We start from the raw sequence: 20,909 nt of genomic DNA, 5'->3' as shown, positions 1-20,909 counted from the left end.
CTAAGTACATATTAGGAGGATTTGGTAATGAATATAACACCAGTAGTAAACGGCGGAAAAACGATAGCCGTAGTGAGCGGCAGCGAGACCTTAGTCAGTGATGTCCAGGATGCGCTGGATCTAATGGCAACGGTACGGTATGAAGTCGATTGCGACCGGATAGTCATACATAAAGCTCTGCTGAGTGAAAGATTTTTTGATTTGAAGACCCGGCTGGCCGGTGAGATTCTACAGAAGTTCATCAATTATCAGCTGAAGGTGGCGATCGTAGGAGATTTCAGCGGATACACGAGCCGGAGTCTGCGTGACTTCATTTATGAATGCAATAACGGGAAGGATGTTTTTTTCCTGGCGGATGAGCAGCAGGCGGTTGAGCAGTTAAGTAAGGTTTAGAGATACGCTATAAGAAACAACTCAAACTCCGATCCGGCTGGATCGGTTTTTTTTGTATTTTCCAGTGAGGCAAAAGAACAATATGCGCTAAAAAGGCATTACGTCTATACCTTCACTATTAAATTCGAATACTACTATATTGAAAAATTGTTTTATATCAATCTGAGTGAAAGGGGAGTGGTGACGATGAGCTTATTATCTACGGGACCGATTGAGAACAATGTCTCAGCCTCAACCGGGGTAAGGCCTACGCAGCAGGTGACAGTCAAAGTCGATAATAGAAGCAGTGTCTCCAGTTCGACGGTTGTGGTCGAAGGCTATTTTTTGGATGGGACAAGAACATTATATGTGAGTGAAACTCTGAATCTGTCCCCGAATCAAGTGATAACCAGAACTTATTACGCGGATTTGAATGCCTTTGAATTTCTTTTCACCACATCTGCTTCCGTGAACGATGAGATCCGGATTTCTGCATGGGGAAAAGACGCTACGGGTAATTTGGTGACGGCGCACAGGCTGGTTTCCGCTGAATTATTAGGAGCAGTGACGGGGGTGACGGGAGCCACGGGAGCTACGGGAGTGGCTGGTGCAACGGGTGCGAATGGAGCTACGGGAGTGACAGGAGTGAATGGGGTGACTGGAGCCACGGGAGTGACTGGAGCTACGGGAGTTACAGGAGTTGCGGGAGTTACAGGAGCTACGGGTGCGAGTGGAGAGACCGGAGCCACAGGAGCCACAGGAGTTACCGGAGCTACCGGATCAGCGGAGCCCGCCTCGGTTAATCTGATGTACGTGACCAACAACGGCGGCGACAATATTTCTGTGATAGACGGGAATACGAATGCTGTTGTAGCTACGATTGCAGTTGGTGCGGGGCCGTTTGGTGTAGAGGTGAACTCTGTAACCAACCGGATTTATGTAGCCAATGAGGATAGCGGGAATGTCTCGGTGATAGATGGAAGCACTAATACGGTTATAGCTACTGTTACTGTGGGGACTACACCAAATGGGGTAAGAGTAAATCCCAATACCAACCGGATTTATGTTACGAATTCAGGGAGCAATAATGTCTCGGTGATTGACGGGGGCAGCAATGAAGTGATTGCCAGTGTGGCCGTAGGAGCCGGGCCATTCGGTGCGTGGGTGAACCCGATCACCAACCGGATCTATGTAGCAAATACAGGCAGCAACAATGTCTCTGTCATCAGCGGAATATCCAATGCCGTTATTGCTACGGTTGCTGTTGGGGCTGTTCCTGTAGGAGTAACAGTGAATACCCGTACCAACCGGATTTATGTGACAAATTCAAACAGCAGCAATGTTTCGGTGATCAGCGGTTTGTCAAATACCATTATCGCTACGGTTCCGGCAGGTATAGTACCAAGCGGCATCGGATTGAATCCTAACACTAATCTGATTTACTCCGCCAATCAGGGCAGTAACAATGTGTCCGTCATTAACGGAAGTACCAATACCGTTGCCGCCACCATTCCAGTGGGGATCAGTCCGCTCGGTGTAGCGGTAAATCCTCTGACCAATGGTGCGTATGTGGCGAATGCCGGGAGCAATACGATCTCCGTTATCGACGGGAACAGAAATACTGTCACTTCCAGCATAACGGTAGGTACCACCCCTTTAGGAGTAGGGATCAATCCTTAACAAGAGGTGAGCGCGATGATTACAATTAGTCTGTGCATGATCGTGAGGAACGAGCAAGCTACACTGGAACGATGTATACAATCTGTACAGGAGGCCGTGGATGAAATCATCATTGTGGATACCGGATCAACGGACAGCACCAAAGAAATAGCCGGGCGATGGACGCCTCATGTCCGGGAGTATAAGTGGAAGCATCATTTCGCCGAGGCACGGAACTATTCATTTGCGCAAGCGGCAATGGATTATATCCTATGGCTTGATGCAGATGATGTGTTGCTGCCTGCGGAGCTGCAGAAGCTTTTGGAGCTCAAACATTCTCTGTCTCCTGACATTGATCGGGTGTCTATGCCTTATCACTGCGACTTTGATGAATACGGGAACGCCACATTAAAGGTCCGGCGCGTAAGGCTGGTCAGACGCTCCCGGAATTACGAGTGGACCGGGGCGGTGCATGAGGATTTGTCGATAGAAGAAGGCTGTCTGGACAGTGATATTGTGATTACTCATCTGAAGAATCATAGCCGTTCAGATACTAAGCGGAACCTGAGAATTTATGAACTGCTGTTGTCCTCCGGGGTGGAATTTACAGCACGGGATACTTTGCATTATGCCATGGAGCTGCATCAGCATCGCTTCTATGAACAGGCAGTTCTCTTTTACCTGCAATTCATAGACTCTAATCAGCGTACAATAGAAGATATAATTCATGTCTGTTCGAAATTGGCAGATTGTTATTACCACATGGGAAACCGGGACAAGGAGCAGGAGTGGATTTTCAAATCGTTCACCTATGATATTCCCCGTCCGGAATTCTGCTGCCGGCTGGCTTATTTCTTTTTGGAAAAGGAGCAATTTCATCAGGCGGTGTACTGGTATAAGCTGGCTATCGAATCGCCGCCGCCTGTTAATCCTTGGGCCATCTCTAATGATGTGGCCAGAACCTGGCTGCCCCACATGCAGCTGGGCCTGTGTTACTACCACCTTAATGAATATGAACTATCCTATCATCATAACAAGTTAGCCTCCGGATATCTCCCGGATGATCAGAGCATCCTCAACAACATTAATCTGTTGGAAAAAGAAATTCTTAAGGTTAAGGAGCAGGCCGATTTGCGTTTGACAACCTTTCCATGTTGAAGCACAATAAAAAGGTGATGATGTAAATTTAAGTGGTGCAGGGAGAATAATACATGAATAATAAATCAGGACGTCAGTCCTTCCGGGAAAGACTGGATTATATGGTAAGCAAGCTCCGAACAGATATTCTTAGCGGTATTCTGCAGCCGGGAGCGTATCTTCCTGCCGAGAGCCTGCTGGCCAAACAGTTTGAGCTCAGTAACAAATCCGTCCGCAGAGGACTGGATGTCCTTGTACAAGAAGGTCTGATTCTGAAGATTGACCGTGTGGGCAGCGTGGTAATGGAGTCGGTCAGGGAGCGGATTCGCATCCATTTCGGCTGCAGCTCTTCCCTGACCAAGGACTTCAAGCTGGACGATCTCATAGCAGAATTCCACCGGCTGCATCCCGGGATTCATGTTCTGCCGCTCGCCTTGAATGACTTCGATCATGTGAATTCGGCCTTGGAGCTGATGAATAACGGAATGCTGGATGTGTTGTCCCTCAACAGTACCCAGTTTCAGGAGATGGCCGAGAACGGGTCCGCAGAGCTGCTTGAAGCGCTGGAGCCCGATCCGGGGCTGTATCCAATTACCAGCGAAGCCTTTTTGCATGAGGGACAGCTGTTTGCTTATCCGATTTCCTTCTCTCCCGTGGTGCTCTGCTACAACAAAGCCCATTTCCGTGAGGCTGACCTGCCTGAACCGGACAGTTACTGGACCTGGGATGATCTGATGGAGTCGGCACGGCAGCTGTCGGAGAAACGGGGGCGCCATGCCGTGTATTTTGTACCCGCCTCCGAGAACCGCTATTCGGTGTTTCTGCTGCAGAGCGGAATCCGGATCACGGAGGACGGAGGACACCATCCCACACTGAGTCCCGAGACCGCCAACAGTCTGGATATATACAGCAGGCTGGTGAACAATCATCAGATCTTCCCCAAATATCTGGCTGGCAATCACGAGGATGAGACAATATCGCTGTTTGTGCAGGAGCAGGTATCGATGATCCTGGCGACCTACTACAATCTGAACGAGTTCAAGGACCTTCCCCTGGATTATGACTTGGCCCCGCTTCCAACACTCAAAGCCAGGGACCCGCAAAAAACACTGCTCGTCACCATCGGTGCGGCGGTTGTGGGGAATTCCCGGCAGAAAGAGGCGGCACGGCAATTCGTCAGCTTCCTGGCTTCGGCAGAGGCGCAGCGGATGATCCGCGAACGTTCGGTCAGTATTCCGGCACGCAAACGGATTGCTGAAATGACCGTGGATGATCATTTGAACCGTCCTTCGAGATATCTGATGTACAGAGAGCTATTTCCAACATTTTCATACCTCAGAGATCTGGGGCTTCCTATTGCTGTACTGCAAAGCTTCCGCAAGCTCTTGAATGCGTATTGGTCCAGAATGATTGATGAGACCTCTATGTATGAGGAAATGGGCCGGCTGATTGCTGAAGAAAACAGGGCGAAGGCGGATAGGGCAACGGACACGCTCACCTGAGCGAGGCTGCAGCGGTTCTGGATCGGTGATTAAGCGTAATGATGGCAGGATTCTGCTATTATTACGCTTTTTTTGCTGTGTTACTGCTAGAAGTGGTGTAAAAAGAAAACATGAAATGAAAATAATGAAATATTTCATATCAAATCATGTTAGCTTTTTCACAATATTATGATGAGAAATTCGATTGATGAAATATCAATGTGATGTATAATTACATAAATGCTGATAAATAGTCAAAATTTAATTGACTTCAATGGAAGGTGAAAATATAATGTATACATCAGATGTATATCAGTAATGCGAAAATATAGATCTGAATAGCTTGGATATAAATCAAAAAGAAGTCAAGATTGAGAAAAACGTCACAATTATTGAGAAATGTACAGGCTGAAGGAGAAAATCAAGAGGAAAGGCGCTGATAGCTATTCCGTAAAAACGAAATGTTGATGTACTGTTGATTCCCTTATCGTGTGTTAGTAAATATCTCATAGGAACTATCTTACTTTTACTTATTAATAGGGGGCTGAATTATGAATGTTGCTAAAAGGAAGCTAGCTCTGCTGTTGCCGGTCCTGACACTGCTCGTTACACTGGTGTCCGCCTGTGGAGGGTCAAACAATAATGGAGGCAACGCCGCTGAACCATCGGCCTCTTCGGGTACTCAGAGTGAGACGGCTGCTCCTGTAGAAGGAAGCCGGTCCGTTGGCGGCCTTCAGGTGCCGATTGTGGCGGACAAGCTGGAGCTGTCCCTTTGGTCCCCAAGCGGGGGGAATTTCCGGGGAACCGATTTTAATGAGAAGTACTCCTTTCAGCAAATGGAAGAGAACACCAACGTTCATATCAACTTTCAGCACAGTACAGAAGCCAGCGCAGAAGCATTCAGTCTGCTGATGTCCTCCGGCAAGCTTCCGGATATCATCTATAACGATCTGTGGGGGACGGACTCCGGCAAATACGGCGCTCAGGGAGCGCTCCTTCCACTGGAAGATCTGATTGACCAATATGCACCAAACTTCAAAAAGCTCCTCGATGACCACCCGGATATCCGGGGACAAATCACCTCGCCTGAAGGGCATATCTATTATCTGCCGAACCTCGTACTCGATTCCCAGGATTTGACCCAAATGTTCCCTCAGGTCCGCAGTGACTGGGTGGAGAAGCTGGGACTCCAGATGCCGCAAACTACAGAAGACTGGTATAACATGCTTAAAGCCTTTAGGGAGCAGGATCCCAATGGTAATGGCAAAAAAGATGAAATTCCGCTCGTCACCGTCAATCTGGAGAACATTATGATGCTGTTCGCACCGGCCTTTGGTGTCGAATACGGGTTCTTCGTGGATAACGGTGAAGTGAAATTCGGGCCTAATGATCCGCGGTTCAAGGATGTTGTTGCCTATCTGAACCGTCTATATGAAGAACAGCTGCTGGACCCGAACTATCTGGTGGACACAACGTTCCAGACGCTGACCGAGAAGGTTACCACGGATGTGGCCGGTGCCTGGTTCGGCTGGTCGGGGTCCTATATGGGGAACTTCACAACGCTGATGGAAGGCAAGCATGACACCTTCAAAATTGCAGCAGCCATTCCTCCAAAGGGGCCTAACGGTGATCAGCGCCATGTCTCCTTCCGCTGGCAGGCTGCGGCCCATGGACTTGCAGTATCCTCAAAGACTGCACATCCCGAAGAAGTGATGAAGTGGCTGGACTACCAGTATTCCGAAGAAGGTATTCTGCTGAACAATTTCGGGGTGGAAGGCAAGTCTTATGATCTGGTGAACGGCGAGCCGGTATATAAGGAAGAGGTTACTCATCCTACGAACGGGCTGACCAATACGCAGGAGCTGCTGAACCATACCATCGGCGGCGGAAGCTGGGCTACAGTGGCCGATACCCGTTATGCCGAACAGATCCGTGAAGCGAACGGGCAAACGGAGAATCCGCTGGAGATTTACAAGGATTATATTGACTTTGACGCGAAGCTGCCGCCAGTACAATTCACGGCTGAAGAAAATGAAACTGTGGTCCCGCTTATGGCTGACATTCAGACCTATGTGGCTGAAACGATCAATGCCCAGATTATGGGACGCCAGAGCTTCGAGGATTATGACAAAGTCATGAAGCAGCTGGAGCAAATGGGGATTGGCGAGGTGCTGAAGCAGTATCAGGCTGCATATGAGCGTTTTAAAGGAAAATAAGCGGAGCAGGGCTGTCTTAGCCGGGTGGGCTGGAAATTCCGGCAGCTCCCTGGCACTAAGATAACCGGTACCCTCGCCTCTGTCCGGGAAAGGAGCCCCCTATGGCAGTACCCGTAAATGCAATCAAGGCCAAAAGCAGGAAACAGCGGACGAAACGGAGTTCCCTTTCGCTGAAGCGTATGATGGCTAACCGTTATCTCTATCTCATGCTGCTGCCCACTGTGCTGTATTTCCTCATTTTTGAATACAAACCGATGTACGGGGCGATAATCGCCTTCAAGGATTTCAATCCTTTCGCAGGAGTGGCCGGCAGCCCCTGGGTGGGCTTCAAAAATTTCGAGAAGTTTTTTGAGAGTTATTATTTCTTCCGTTTGCTGAAGAACACCTTCCTAATGAGCTTTTATTCGCTGCTGTTCATTTTTCCGGCTTCGCTGGTCTTTGCGCTTTTGCTTAATGAGCTGCGGATCAAAAAGCTGAAGTCCTTCCTGCAGACGGTGTCTTATCTGCCGCATTTCATTTCATTAATTGTCATCTGCGGCATGATTATTGACTTCACGAAGCCCGGAGGCATTATCAACAGCCTGCTGCTCGGCATTGGAATCATCTCTGAGCCGATTCAGTTTCTAATCCTGCCGGAGTGGTTCCGCACCATTTATGTCGGTTCAGGCATGTGGCAGAGCCTGGGCTGGAACTCTATCATCTATCTGGCAGCCTTGTCCGGCATTAACCCAAGCCTCTATGAGGCTGCAGTTGTGGACGGGGCCGGGCGCTGGAAGCAGCTTACCCACATTACACTGCCGGGAATTCTGCCCACAGTGCTGATCCTGTTGATTCTAAATGTCGGGACCTTGCTGAATGTGGGCTGGGACAAAATTATATTGCTGTATAATCCGGGAACCTACGTCACGGCAGACGTCATCTCCACCTTTGTCTACAGACGCGGTGTCATGGAAGCCGATTACAGCTTCTCGGCGGCGGTGGGACTGTTCAACTCCGTGATCAACTTCACGCTGCTGGTGCTGGCGAACCGGATCAGCCGGAAGACCACCGAGAGCAGCTTATGGTGAGGGGAGCTATGCTTCCGAAGCCAGTTTAAGTGCGCTGTTCACACAGGAAGTATAGCTCCATTAAACTCTGGCGTATGCTTCCGAAGCTAGTTTTGTACGAAGCTGATCAGTGAAGTCATCCTAACAAAACTCTTAGGAGGGAAGACAGTGGTAATCAAACGCAGCATTCCGGAACTGATATTTGACAGCTGCAATGTTCTGTTCCTAATCTTCTGTTCCTTCCTGTTCCTGTATCCCATGTGGTATGTACTGGTATCCTCATTCAGTGATGCGCATGCAATCGCCGCCGGCGAGATCAGCTTCTGGCCGAAGGGCTTTAATGTGGATGCGTACAAGCTGGTTTTTGAGGACCAGCGGATCTGGACCGCTTACGGAAATACGTTCATTTATGTCATCGCGGGCACTTTTATCAATTTGGTTCTAACCACTCTGGGCGCTTATCCGCTGTCCAGAAAGAATCTGGAGGGGCGCAGCCTGATCATGGCGTTCATCGTGTTCACGATGTTCTTCAGCGGGGGGCTGATTCCGGCCTATCTGAATGTGCGTGAGCTCGGACTGTACGATACAAGATGGGCGCTGCTGCTGCCGGGCGCGGTCAGTGCTTTTAACCTGATCGTCATGCGGACCTTCTTCCAGTCCATACCGGAGAGCCTCGTGGAATCGGCCAAAATCGACGGTGCCCATGACTTCCGCATTCTGCTGCGGATTGTGCTGCCGTTATCGATGCCTGTACTGGCGGTAATGACGCTGTTCTATGCGGTGGGACACTGGAACAGCTGGTTCTCGGCGATGATCTATTTGCAGGACCGTGATCTGTTTCCGCTGCAGCTGATTTTGCGGGAAATTCTGATTCAGTCCTCCGCGCAGAATATGCTGGCCGGCGTTACGCAGGATGAGGTGTTCCGCATCAGTGAATCTATCAAGTTCGCGACGATTATTATCGCAACGGTGCCTATTTTGATGATCTATCCGTTTTTGCAGAAGTATTTCGTCAAGGGCGTTATGATCGGAGCACTGAAAGAGTAAGCGGACAATGGAGCAGAACAGAGCAGTAATAGAGCAGAAACACAGCAGAAACAGAGCATAAATAGAGAAAACAACATTCGCACCGTAATCTGCGCGAAGCAGTCGGGAGGAGAGAGGCTATATGAAGGCGGTACTATCCCAGAATGGTGAAATTAACGTGGCTGAGATTCCCGCTCCGGTGCTGGAGGACGGATTCGTGCTCGTTGAGACAGAATATTCGGCCATCAGCCCCGGAACAGAAATGATGATGAATGGTGCTCACCGCCCGAAACCTATAGTTCTCGGATATAGTGCGGCAGGGATCATCCGCTCCCGTGGACAGGGAATGGAGCATTGGCCAGTTGGCCAGCGGGTGGCCTGTTACGGGGGGCCTTATGCGAAACACGCGGAATGGCTGCTGATGCCACAGCATCTCATGGTGCCGGTTCCGGAGCATGTCAGTCCGGTGGAAGCGTCAACGGTGGGTCTTGGAGCCATCGCAGTGCATGCCGTAAGGCAGGCTGACCTGCAGTTCGGCGAGACGCTGGTGCTGATTGGAGCAGGAATTCTCGGCCAGCTGATTGCGCAAATTGCCAGGGCTGCCGGCTGCCGGGTCATCGTCTATGATCTGCTTGAAGCGCGCTGCAGTATCGCCGAGAGCCTTGGCATCCGCCACATTGCAGTGAGTCCGGAGCAGGTCAGCTCGCATCTGGAACAATTGACGGCGGGAATGGGAGCGGATGCCGTAATGATCTGTGCCGGGGGCAAATCCGGCGGGCTTGTCGATCAGGCGCTGGAATGGGTGAGGAACCAGGGGAAGGTGCTGCTGGTCGGAGATGTGAAGGCGGACTTCTCGCGGGAGCTGATGTTCGGGAAGGAAGCGCAGGTACTGATCTCCAGAGCAGGCGGTCCGGGCCGTTACGATCCTGTCTATGAAAAGCAAGGGATTGATTATCCTTACGGCTACGTCCGCTGGACCGAAGGACGCAACATGGCGGAATACATCCGGCTGATCGCTGAAGGCGATATTCAGGTAGGACCGCTGATCAGCAAGGTGTTCCCCCTGGAGCGTTCAGCCGATGCGTTCTTACAGTATGCACAATCTCCTGCAGAGCTGCTGGGAGCAGTGCTCGCCTATCCTGTAACCGGTGTTCAGGAAGCAGAGCCTGCTGCAGCCCAAGCCCGGGAGGGGCAATAATCATGGAGGCGCTGCGGATCGGCGAGCCGCTGAACGGGCTTGCGGTATGGGCATCGGCCTATGGCAAGCGGCAGGGGCAGGACCGGATCTATGCCGTATCCTCCGGCAGTCCCTGCATGCTGTTTGTACTTGATCCTGCTGGTACCGAGCCAGTGCAGCAATTCGCGCTGGAAGGCTCGGATCATTGCTGGGGAGTGGTTGCGGCGGTCAGCGGAATCTACATCGGCGGCAGCGGGATTCTATACAGATTTACGCATGAACAGGGCATCGAGAACCTGGGGGAGATGATTCCAGGCGAATTCTACACCTGGCGGCTTGCCGCCGACAACGCAGGCAACATCTATGGAGGCTGCTATCCCGGCGGCAAAGTCTTTCAATATAACCCGTCCACGGGACAGTTCAGAGATTACGGCGCCATGGTGGACGGAGAGCAATATGCCCGGTGCATGCAAGCTTGGGAGGGCAAGCTATATGTGGGGGCTGGAACCCGGTGTCCGCATATTGTGGAACTGGACACAGAGACAGGTGAACGGAGTGAAATCAGCCTGCCGGAAGAGAGCCGCACAGAGCAGCTGGTGTATGATCTGAATATTGTACACGGGAAGCTGATAATTCGGATAACACCGAGTTCTAGATTATATATCTATGATCTGAAGCTGCGCGAATGGGAGAATTCTATCGATCATGTAAGTGGACTCAGTGTGTCGCCGCCTGACCGTTACGGGAACATCTATTTCATCAAGGATGATGTTCTGCAGCGTTATGCATTGGCAACGGGCGTGCTTACCCCTACTTCATTTGCCATGCCGGAACCGGCAGGAGACTACGGCTGGCTGGAGGGCCATCCGTTGAATCCGCAGGCAAGCTGCCTGGCAGGTGTGCGCAGGGACGGGACCTGCTGGATCTATGATCCGGAGCATGACCGGCACACGGTCATGGATTTCATGCTGCAGGGGCAGCCGGTTCACCTGCAGTCCCTGGCCTGGGGGCGGGAAGGGAAGCTGTATACCGGCGGTTATTTCGCCGGGGGATTGGCCAGTTACGATCCGGCCACCTCGGAAATCGTTTCCCGCCGGGGGATCGGGCAGATTGAGGGCATGATGGAAGCTGGCGGCGTTATGTATCTGGGAGTGTACCCCAAAGCGAATATCTTCGCCTATGACCCGTCACGGGAATGGAATCCCGGCCTTAATCCCAGGCTGGCTTTCTCCCTGCAAGGCGAAGAACAGGACCGTGCTTTTGCCTGGACCCGGGCGGGAGAAGAACTGGCTATCGGAACCGTACCGTCCTACGGCCGGCATGGAGGTGCACTAACCCTGCTGCACCCCGGAACCGGGGCGCGTGAAGTATTCAGGGGGCTGCTGCCGCAGCAGAGCATCGTGTCACTGACTGCAAGTGAAGACCTTTTGTTCGCCGGAGGCTCTGTCTGGGGAGGGCTCGGCATAGCGCCGGAGCGGACGGAAGCGTCCCTGATGATCTGGGATGTGAACACCCGCTGCAAGGTGTGGGAGGGCGTTCCGGTACCGGGAGAAAAGGCCATCCCGGCGCTGGCGCTGGATGATGAAGGCAAGGTATGGGGACTCACCGCAGGGCTGCTTTTCCTGTTTAATCCGCTAACGCTGGAGACGGAACGGACTATTAGAGTGTGCCCGGCGGATTGGGAAGGAATGACCCACTTCTGGCGGGGAGGCAACGAGCTGCTGTACAGGGAAGGCATATTGTACGGAACCGCAATGAAAACACTGTTCCAATATGATGTGCGCCAGGACAGGCTTGAGGTGCTGGACGACGATGCCCGGCTGCTTGTGATGGACGGCGAAGGGGAACTGTTTTTTGCCAGAGCAACCGCGCTGTACCGGATGCAGGCCTTGATGGCAAGTCAGGAGGAATCATGAAAATCCTATATTTCTACAAATTTTGCCTGCTGGGCGGAGTCACCACGCAGCTGGCGAACAGGCTTAAGTTTCTGCGCGGCCGTGCGGAGGTGCATTTTGCTTTTCTTGAGGACTACGGCGGGGCCGGCGCTTTTGAAGGCTATGCGCATGTCCGTATCCTCGGAACACCTGATGAAATCAGGAGCTACATTAAGGTGCATGACTTTGACGTAATCATCACCATTGATACCTATGAGCTGTATGAAGCGCTGGGCCCGGCGGAAGCACGGAAGCTGATCATTCACGAGGTGCATACCACCTATGAAGAGCCCTTGCGGAAGCTGGCTGAATCCAGGGATACCCTGCCCTTTCACTTTGTCATCACGCCCTCTGCCTATATGAAGGAAATGCTGGAGGGAATCGGGATTACAGATGCTTGTCATATCAATAACTGCCTGGATACGGAACTATTCAAATACGAATCCCTCTCCGGCGAGCGGCCGCCTACCATTCTGTGGGTAGGCAAGCTGGACCGGCATAAAAACTGGGAGTCCTTCATGAACATAGCAGGCAGGCTGAATGCGCAATTCCCGGACCTGCAGTTCCTGCTTGTCGGCGGTTACACCGCTCCCGAAGTAATTACCGGCAAACTCCGGGCGAGAGTGCAGGAGCTGGGAATCCGGCATTTTGAGTGGCTGCCCAAAGTGGATTATCAAGAGATGCACCATTATTATTCTGCGGTTGCCGGGAGTGGCGGGGTGTATATCAGTACTACCAGCAATGAATCCTTCGGGATGACCGTCCTGGAGGCGATGGCCTGCCGGTGTCCGGTTGTCGTGCCGGAGGTCGGAGCGTTGCCTGAGCTGCTGGATGATGAGCTGAGTGTATCGCTGTATGCTACCGGAAATGAAGAGGAATGTGTCCGGCGTGTGGCCCTTCTGCTCGAACAGAACGCCCTGCGGGAACGCTTGATGACCTTGGGCGAGCAGAAGGCAAGAACGGTGTATAGCATTGAAGAGGTTGGAAAAGCATACATGGCGCTGCTGGAACATTTCGTAAGGGAACGTGCATACCACAGTTAATCTAAGTTGTCCGCAGGCACAAGGGGGCGTTCATTAACTGCTATATAGATTGAACTTAATAATATACGGACTGGGAAAAGCGGCGGAAGGGAATTTGGAACTGGAGCTGTATGAAGGTAGCGTCGCCAGAAAGCTTTCCATAGGAAAGCTAGCATCGGAAGCATAAGCTGGCTGAGATTTTCCACTGCGAACAGCGGATTAGATCAAGAAACCTGGGGACAGACAGCGGCCGGAGGGCCAAATATTCTTTGGAGTCACGGCAACCCATGACCCGATTACGGCATATGTCTGGGCGTTTGCGGTAAACGGTAAACGGTAAGCGGTAGGCAGTAGGCGGTAAGCGGTAAGCTGTAAACGGTAAACGGTAGGGCGGTATGCGGTATGCTTAATTGCACTTTGTACAACTAAATCACCTGATTTTCAACCAATAATCCGTTTAGTTGTATTTCGTACAATTAAACTGCCTTTGTTCCTTGGTTCTGGCCCATTCGGGCAAATTTAGTTGTACAGACTGCAGTTATATGATGCAAGCATCCCTTTTGAGCTTTTTTAATTGTACATTATACAACTATATACAACTATCCCTGAATATCCATTTGGAACAGAATACATTAGTTGCTGCAAGTACTAGTTAACCCAAGTCTACGCGGGCGGAGGTGCAGAGTTGAAAGAGCTGAACATTGGTATGGTGGGCATGGATACCTCACACAGCAGAATCTATGCTTCGCTGCTGAACCGTGCGTCCCATCCGCTGCATGTACCCGGCGGGAGGCTGACTTGCGGGTATGCCGGGGGCTCGGCGGATTTCCCGTTAAGCGCCTCACGGGTGGAAGCGATCAGCAGGGAGCTGCAGGTGCACTATGGTGTCGAGCTGGTGGCTTCCATTGCTGAAGTAGCCGAAAGAACGGATGCGGTACTGCTGACTTCTGTAGACGGAAGAGTACACCGTGAACAGTTCGCGGTTCTGGCACCCTACGGCAAGCCGGTGTTCATCGACAAGCCGCTTGCGCTCACCAGCGCGGATGCCCGGGCCATCATGGAGCTTGCTGCAAGCTACGGGACACCCGTTTTCTCCAGCTCGATGGTCCGGTTCGGCGGGCCGCTGAATGAGGCGCTGAAGGATGAGAGTGCAGGCTCCATTGTAGGAGCAGACTGCTGCGGTCCGCTCGAGCTGCAGCCGACCCAGCCGGGATTATTCTGGTACGGCATTCATACCGCAGAGATGCTGTACGCGGCACTTGGCGGAGGCTGCATATCGGTGAGAGCCCAGAGTAATGAAACCCAGGAATGGGCAGTCGGGCAGTGGAGGGACGGACGGATCGGCACCATGCGCGGCAACGTAACCGGAGGCACCGATTTCACTGCTGTGCTGCACAGGGAACGGGGCAGCACAGCAGTAAATGCGCTGGGCGGGCACTATGAAGCAGGCCATCAGAATCTGCTAAGGCAGTTTCTGTTGATGGCGGGGGGAGCGCCTCCGCCCGTAAGCCCGGCGGTGACGCTGGAGCTGATCCGCTTTCTGGAAGCGGCCAATGAGAGCAGGGTAACGGGGCAGACCGTGCTTCTGTAAGGAGCTTAATCGTACCCGATGATACGGACAGGCTGTTCTTTTGTAATAAGGAGTTACATTCGGAAAGGGGAGAAACGGAATGCTCAAGACAGCAGTGATCGGCTGCGGCGGGATGGGAAACATTCATGCGGACAGATATATGTCCATGCCTGAGGCTCAGCTCATCGCGGTATGCGATATCAACGGGGAAGCGGCCGAGAGGCTTGGATTGCTGGCAGGTGTGAAGTATTACCTGTCGGCACAGGAAATGCTCGAACGGGAGAAACCGGAGGTGGTCAGTATAGCTGTACCCACCTATCTGCATGTGCCGATGGTACGGCTGGCAGCGGACTACGGTGCACATGTGATCTGCGAGAAGCCGCTGGCGCTGACCTCCGCGGAAGCCGAGGAGGCGGTCCAATACTGTAACGGTAAAGGTGTCCGGTTATTTGTCGGACATGTGGTCCGCTTCTTCCCCGCCTACAGCCAGCTTGCGGAAGGAATCAGGCAGCATGGCGGAGGCGGGGGCGGCATCTACCATGCCAAGAGAGCAGGCTCGCATCCCGGCCAGGTTCAGGAATGGTTCCGCGACCCGGCGCTGAGCGGCGGCGTGATTGTGGACCTGATGATTCACGATATTGATTATATCCGCGGGACCTTTGGTGAAGCGGAGGAGGTGTATGCCTTCGAGCACCGGACGGAGACGATGAATTATGCTTCCGCGACCTTCCGCTTCGGGAACGGAACGCTTGCCCAGCTGGAGGCCTTCTGGGGGTATCCTGGCGCGTTTCATACTGCGTTTGAATATGCCGGTGCAGAAGTCATTATCTCGGGCGGAACCCCGGACGGGGAAAGCGTGCATATCCGGCGGGCAGCTGCCTCGGGGTCTGCTCCGGGGTTCGTGGAGACTCCGGCAAGCGTGCTGCTGAAAGACCCCTACTATGAAGAGCTGGAGCATTTCCTGCGGTGCATTGCCAGCGGTGCGGAGCCTAAGGTCACGGCAGAAGATGCCGTTCAGGCTGTACGCTGGGCGGAAGCTGCCGTGAGCTCAGGGGCAACCGGACTTCCCGTTAAGCTCGATGCCAAAGGAGGGATTCTATGAGACGTCTCAATGTGGGAATGCTCAGCTTCGCCCATGCCCATGCCTATGATTATCTGGCCTGTCTTCAACAGATGCCGGAGGTGACGGTAGGCGGAATCGCTGATCCCGTGCCAGAGCGGACAGAGGAATTGGCCAGGCGCCATGCCATCCCTTACTACAGCGATTACCGCGAACTGCTGGCCGATGCGTCGATAGATGCGGTGATCATATGCTCGGAGAATGTTCATCATGCGGAGCATACCCTTGCCGCTGCTGAAGCAGGCAAGCATGTTCTCTGCGAGAAGCCGCTTGGCCTCTCTGCCGGGGAGATGGAGCGGATGATTGCAGACTGCGAAGCCAAAGGGGTCCAGCTGATGACCGCTTTTCCCTGCCGCTTTCTAACCCCGGTGGTCCGGGCCAAGGAGGCATTTGACAGGGGGGAGATCGGAGAGATTATAGCTTTTAAAGGAACCAACAGAGGCTCGTTCCCGGGTCCGGCGTGGTTCGCCGAGCCTTCGCTTTCGGGCGGTGGCGCTGTGCTGGATCATACAGTACATGTGATGGATCTGATGAATTGGTTCACCGGCTCACCGGTCGAGCAGGTCTATGCCTATGCGGGAACCTTATTCGATCCTGAGCACAAGCGGACGATTGATGATTCCGGCATGGTGCATGTCACTTTTGCAAATGGCGTGTTCGGCGTTCTGGACCCGAGCTGGTCGCGTAATCCCGGATTTCCCACCTGGGGGGATGTAACCCTGCAGATCATCGGGACAGAGGGAGTCATCTCCATCGATGCCTTCAATCAGAAGAACAATGTGTATGGCAGAGCATCCGGCAAAGGCAGCTGGTCCTTCTGGGGAGACGATATGAACGGACTGATGCTGCAGGCATTCGTGCAGGCACTGCTGGAAGGCACGCCGGTACCGGTGACCGGACTGGATGGTCTCAGATCGGCGGAGGTCGCATTGAATGCCTACCGTTCCGTACAGGAAGGACAACCGGTTAAGCTGCACAGGTAATGCCAGGATTTGAAGGTATGTAACCACATTAAAGAGGCGGGATGAACAATGGACGATCAGAAGCTATTCGATACGATGTGTGAAACGCTCTATTCGGCGGTTATCTCCGATACGCTGGATCAGCTGGGCTACCGCAATCAGGTGATGCGCGAGAATATCAATCCGGTCGATCCCTCCTGGGTGGTGGCCGGACGTGCGAAAACCATTCTGTCGGTGGATATCCACCATCTGCCCGAAGATCCCTACACTAAGGAAATTGAAGCGGTAGACAGCGTCAAGCCGGGAGAAATTGTGATCGGCTGCACGAATGAATCCAGGCAGAATGGCCTGTGGGGGGAGCTGCTGTCAACGGCCTCCAAGATGCGCGGCGGGCGGGGAGCGATCGTGGATGGCTTAATCCGGGATACAGCCAAAATTCTGGAGCTGGGCTTCCCCGTCTTCGCTACCGGCACCAAGCCGGTAGATTCGCAGGGACGCGGGATCGTTATCGACTACGATATTCCCGTGCAGTGCGGAGGTGTGCTGGTGCAGCCCGGCGACATTATCTTTGGCGACCGTGACGGTGTCGTGGTGATACCGGGCGCCATCATTGATGAAGTGTTCGCACTGGCGACGGATAAGGCGACACGCGAGAATCATACACGCGATGAGCTGCTGGCGGGCTTTACGCTGCGGCAGGTCTATGATAAATACGGAGTACTCTAAACCACGAAGGCGGGGTGTCTACATCATGAGGCTGGCTGGAAAAAGAGTGCTGGTAACCGGCGCCGGGCGGGGCATCGGGCTGGCGATTGCCCGCCGTTTCCTGGAAGAGGGGGCCCGCGTGGTCCTGCTGGACCGCAGCGAAGCAGAGCTGCTTACTGCCGCTGATGAACTGGCAGACTACAGCGGAAGCTGGACCACGGAGGTCTGCGATCTGCGCGACCCGGCACAGCTTGAGGCGTCTGCGGCCAGGGCCTTCGCGCATTTTGGCGGAATTGACATCGTTGTGAATAATGCAGGAATTGCCTATAGAGAATCCTTTCTCGATATTTCCTTGGAGCACTGGAATGCAGTCTTCGAGATCAATGTCCGTGCGGTGTACAGGCTTGGCCAGCTGGCTGCGAGGCAGATGATTGGCCAGGGCGGCGGCGGTGCAATTATTAATATGAGCTCCAAAAACGGAATATCGGCCAGCGCGGAGCTTGCGCATTACAATGCTTCCAAGGCTGCCGTTATCCTGCTGACAGAGTCTATGGCGGTAGAGCTGGCTCCGTATGGTATCCGGGTCAATGCAGTGGCGCCGGGCTTCGTGGATACCCCGCTGGACCGCAGGCTGCGCGAGGAAAGCGGACTGCCGTCCCATTCGGAGCATACTCCGATGAAACGGGCAGCGGCTCCAGAGGAGGTTGCCAGCGTGTTTCTCTTCCTGGCCTCAGACGAAGCGGCGTATGTGACGGGAGAAACGGTCCGTGTAGATGGCGGACATCTGGCTAACGGAAGTGAATTGTAGATTGAAGGAGGTGCAGAGATGATTTTTGATTCACATACTCATTTGTTTGGACCGGGAATGGTGGCCGGACCTACGGATGCCGCGATCAAGCGCGCCTGGGGCCCGGATATGAATATTGAGGCTACACCGGAGCAGCACCGGGGCAACCTGGAAGGATTCTCGGGAGCCATAGTACTGGCGATGGCGGCGTCTGCCACCGGGCTGGTGGTGCCGAATGAATATGTGGCGGAATACTGCCGTACGGACCCGGGAAGGCTGTTTGGTTTTGCCAGCGTGGATCCGAATGATCTGGACTGTGTAGGCAAGTTCGAAACGGCTGTCCGCGAGCTCGGGCTGAAGGGACTGAAGCTGGCCCCGATCTATCAGAACTTTTATCCGGAGGATCCGAAGCATATGGCGCTCTATGCTAAGGCGGAGCAACTGAACGTTCCGGTTCTATGGCATCAGGGAACATCCTTTGTCCCGGAGGGATATCTGGATGCTTCCCGCCCGGCGATGCTTGATCCAATTGCCAGGGCTTTTCCGAAGCTGAAAATGATCGTAGCCCATATGGGTCACCCCTGGGTGGATGAATGCATCTCGCTGGTGCGCAAGCATCCTAACCTGTACATGGACGTGTCTGCACTCGGCAGCCGTCCGTGGCAATTCTATAATGCACTGGTCTCCGCTGCGGAATACGGGGTGCAGGACAAGCTGCTGTTCGGCTCGGATTATCCGTTCTTCGGTACGCAGCAGATGCTGGATGCCTTGTACCGGATCAATGATCCGGTGGAGGGAACCAGGCTGCCGCGTGTAGCGGAGGATTTCATTGAAGACATTATTCACCGGCCGACACCGGAAATCCTCGGGCTGGTCTAATTTGTACAACAGCAGGCTGGAAGCCAAAGGGAGATGGAGCATGGAGGAGCATACGGAAACCAGCCGGGCGGACAGTGACGGGAGCGGTGCTGCCGGACGCAGACTGAAGAGTGAAGCCTATTTCCAGGAAAAAGATCTGTGGGGCTTCATTCACCGTTCGTTTACAAAGTCGATGGGATATACAGAAGAGGATCTGCGGAAGCCGGTCATCGGCATCTGCAATACCTTCAGTGAGCTGAACAAGTGCCATTCGCACTTTAATGAGCTGGTGGATTATGTGAAGCGCGGGGTCTGGCAGGCTGGCGGGGTGCCGATGGAATTCCCGACGATATCGATCGGCGAGCCATATGTCAAGCCGACGACGATGCTGCTGCGCAACCTGATGGCGATGGACACGGAGGAAATGATGAAGGGCCACCCCATAGACGGGGTGGTGCTGCTCGGCGGCTGTGACAAAACAGTGCCTGCCCAGCTGATGGCCGCGGCCAGTGTGAACATTCCGGCCATTGTGCTCACGGGCGGGCCGATGCTGAACGGCCGCCTGGGCGGACGCAGCCTGGGTGCCTGCACCGACTGCTACGGCTTCACGCTGGAGCATAAAGCGGGAAATATTACGGACGAGGAGCTGGCGGTGGCGGAGGACGCCATCTGCCGCAGCGACGGGCACTGCATGGTGATGGGCACAGCCAGCACCATGGCCTCGATTGCCGAAGCCATTGGCATGGCGCTGCCGGGGTGCGCGGCCATCCCCGCGCCGGACAGCCGCCGCAGGCATCTCTCCGAGCGGACCGGCAAGCAGATTGTGGAGCTGGTGCGGCGGGATATCCGCCCGCGCGACATCATGACGGCAGAGGCAATGGAGAATGCCATCACGGTCACGATGGCCAGCGGCGGCTCCACGAATGCCATCATCCATCTGGTGGCGATTTCCCAGCGGCTGGGCCGGAAGCTGCCGCTGGAGACATTCGATGACATCAGCCGCCGGACGCCGTTCATTCTGAATCTGCGGCCTTCGGGCAAATATCAGATGGAGGAGTATTTCGAAGCAGGCGGCGTGCCTGCGCTGATGAAGGAGCTGGAGCCGCTGCTGCATGGCGGCTGCCTGACCGTAACCGGGCGGACGGTTACGGAGAATCTGGTCCAGGCGGTCACGCTGGACCGGGAGGTGATCCGCAGCGTGGCGGAGCCGCTGGACAGAGAGGGCGGAATTGCCGTGCTGCGCGGCAATCTGGCCCCGGACGGCGCGCTGATTAAGCAGACTGCGGTATCAGCGCATCTGAAGCGGCACACCGGGCGCGCCGTGGTGTTCGAGAGCCCGGCGGATCTTCAGCTGCGGATCGACGACCCGGAGCTTGCGGTAGATGAGCACAGTGTACTGGTGCTCAAGAACGCCGGCCCCAAAGGTGCGCCCGCGATGCCGGAGATCGGGCAGATCCCGATTCCGCAGAAGCTGCTGGTGCGCGGCATAAGAGACATGGTCCGCATCTCCGATGCACGGATCAGCGGCACCTCCTACGGCGCCCTGATCGTGCATGCGGCGCCGGAAGCGGCTGTAGGAGGAACGCTGGCGCTGGTACAGGACGGCGATGAAATCGAGCTGGATATTGCAGCGAGAAGACTGGTCCTGAAGGTGCCGGATGAGGAGCTGGCCCGGCGGCGGGCTTCCTGGAAGGCGCCGGAGCCCCATTATGACAGAGGCTACGGCCTGCTGTTCCATGAGCGCGTGCTGCAGGCGAATCTGGGCTGTGATTTCGATTTCCTGCTGCCGGCAGAGCTTCGCCGGGAGCTGCTGGACGGAGCCAAGCAGGACTAACCA

General features: G+C 54.0%; 17 protein-coding genes. All 17 read left to right on the top strand.

Annotated features, from left to right (window positions below; translation table 11 throughout):
* The first annotated feature begins 27 nt into the window (after positions 1–27).
* The 17 genes from NSU14_RS20410 to NSU14_RS20330 all read left to right on the top strand — a co-directional run bounded on the left by NSU14_RS20410 (position 28) and on the right by NSU14_RS20330 (position 20,906).
* Positions 28–393 carry a DUF4180 domain-containing protein gene (locus NSU14_RS20410; RefSeq protein WP_042135473.1) on the top strand — a complete coding sequence of 122 codons (366 nt, stop codon included), beginning with the start codon at positions 28–30 and terminating at the stop codon, positions 391–393.
* Between the two features lie 186 nt (positions 394–579).
* Positions 580–2,052 carry a YVTN family beta-propeller repeat protein gene (locus tag NSU14_RS20405; RefSeq protein WP_042135474.1) on the top strand — a complete coding sequence of 491 codons (1,473 nt, stop codon included), beginning with the start codon at positions 580–582 and terminating at the stop codon, positions 2,050–2,052.
* A gap of 15 nt (positions 2,053–2,067) precedes the next feature.
* Positions 2,068–3,189: a glycosyltransferase family 2 protein gene (locus NSU14_RS20400; RefSeq protein ID WP_042135475.1), complete on the top strand. Its 1,122-nt coding sequence runs from the start codon at positions 2,068–2,070 to the stop codon at positions 3,187–3,189.
* Positions 3,190–3,242: 53 nt separating this feature from the next.
* Complete coding sequence (locus NSU14_RS20395; protein WP_042135476.1) at positions 3,243–4,670, top strand: extracellular solute-binding protein; 1,428 nt, start codon at positions 3,243–3,245, stop codon at positions 4,668–4,670.
* Positions 4,671–5,200: 530 nt separating this feature from the next.
* A complete protein-coding gene (locus tag NSU14_RS20390) occupies positions 5,201–6,865 on the top strand; it encodes an extracellular solute-binding protein (RefSeq protein ID WP_336102947.1) in 1,665 nt (554 codons plus the stop codon).
* A 101-nt stretch (positions 6,866–6,966) separates the two neighbouring features.
* Positions 6,967–7,932, top strand: a complete 966-nt coding sequence (locus NSU14_RS20385; RefSeq protein WP_042135478.1) for an ABC transporter permease — start codon at positions 6,967–6,969, stop codon at positions 7,930–7,932.
* Positions 7,933–8,079: 147 nt separating this feature from the next.
* A complete protein-coding gene (locus NSU14_RS20380; protein ID WP_042135479.1) occupies positions 8,080–8,958 on the top strand; it encodes a carbohydrate ABC transporter permease in 879 nt (292 codons plus the stop codon).
* 121 nt (positions 8,959–9,079) lie between these two features.
* Positions 9,080–10,135 carry a zinc-dependent alcohol dehydrogenase gene (locus NSU14_RS20375; protein ID WP_042135480.1) on the top strand — a complete coding sequence of 352 codons (1,056 nt, stop codon included), beginning with the start codon at positions 9,080–9,082 and terminating at the stop codon, positions 10,133–10,135.
* Between the two features lie 2 nt (positions 10,136–10,137).
* The gene (locus NSU14_RS20370) at positions 10,138–12,030 is read left to right on the top strand and encodes a WD40 repeat domain-containing protein (RefSeq protein ID WP_336102948.1); all 1,893 of its coding nucleotides are present in this window, start codon (positions 10,138–10,140) and stop codon (positions 12,028–12,030) included.
* Positions 12,027–13,091: a glycosyltransferase family 4 protein gene (locus NSU14_RS20365; RefSeq protein ID WP_340947090.1), complete on the top strand. Its 1,065-nt coding sequence runs from the start codon at positions 12,027–12,029 to the stop codon at positions 13,089–13,091. The genes NSU14_RS20370 and NSU14_RS20365 overlap by 4 nt, the downstream gene beginning before the upstream one ends.
* 664 nt (positions 13,092–13,755) lie before the next feature.
* The gene (locus NSU14_RS20360) at positions 13,756–14,661 is read left to right on the top strand and encodes a Gfo/Idh/MocA family protein (protein ID WP_076242769.1); all 906 of its coding nucleotides are present in this window, start codon (positions 13,756–13,758) and stop codon (positions 14,659–14,661) included.
* A 79-nt stretch (positions 14,662–14,740) separates the two neighbouring features.
* A complete protein-coding gene (locus tag NSU14_RS20355) occupies positions 14,741–15,742 on the top strand; it encodes a Gfo/Idh/MocA family protein (protein WP_340947087.1) in 1,002 nt (333 codons plus the stop codon).
* Positions 15,739–16,743: a Gfo/Idh/MocA family protein gene (locus tag NSU14_RS20350; RefSeq protein WP_340947084.1), complete on the top strand. Its 1,005-nt coding sequence runs from the start codon at positions 15,739–15,741 to the stop codon at positions 16,741–16,743. The genes NSU14_RS20355 and NSU14_RS20350 overlap by 4 nt, the downstream gene beginning before the upstream one ends.
* A gap of 48 nt (positions 16,744–16,791) precedes the next feature.
* Positions 16,792–17,448, top strand: coding sequence for an RraA family protein (locus tag NSU14_RS20345; protein WP_042135487.1), 657 nt, complete (start codon positions 16,792–16,794; stop codon positions 17,446–17,448).
* A gap of 25 nt (positions 17,449–17,473) precedes the next feature.
* Positions 17,474–18,235 (top strand): SDR family NAD(P)-dependent oxidoreductase, encoded by a 762-nt coding sequence (locus tag NSU14_RS20340; protein ID WP_042135488.1) that lies wholly within the window; start codon positions 17,474–17,476, stop codon positions 18,233–18,235.
* 18 nt (positions 18,236–18,253) lie between these two features.
* Positions 18,254–19,093, top strand: a complete 840-nt coding sequence (locus tag NSU14_RS20335; protein WP_052421767.1) for an amidohydrolase family protein — start codon at positions 18,254–18,256, stop codon at positions 19,091–19,093.
* Positions 19,044–20,906: an IlvD/Edd family dehydratase gene (locus NSU14_RS20330; RefSeq protein WP_340947079.1), complete on the top strand. Its 1,863-nt coding sequence runs from the start codon at positions 19,044–19,046 to the stop codon at positions 20,904–20,906. The genes NSU14_RS20335 and NSU14_RS20330 overlap by 50 nt, the downstream gene beginning before the upstream one ends.
* The last annotated feature ends 3 nt before the right edge of the window (positions 20,907–20,909 follow it).

This window comes from Paenibacillus sp. FSL R10-2771, from assembly GCF_038000205.1.
GTDB lineage: Bacteria > Bacillota > Bacilli > Paenibacillales > Paenibacillaceae > Paenibacillus_AQ > Paenibacillus_AQ phytohabitans.
This window is presented reverse-complemented; position numbering and strand designations above follow the sequence as displayed.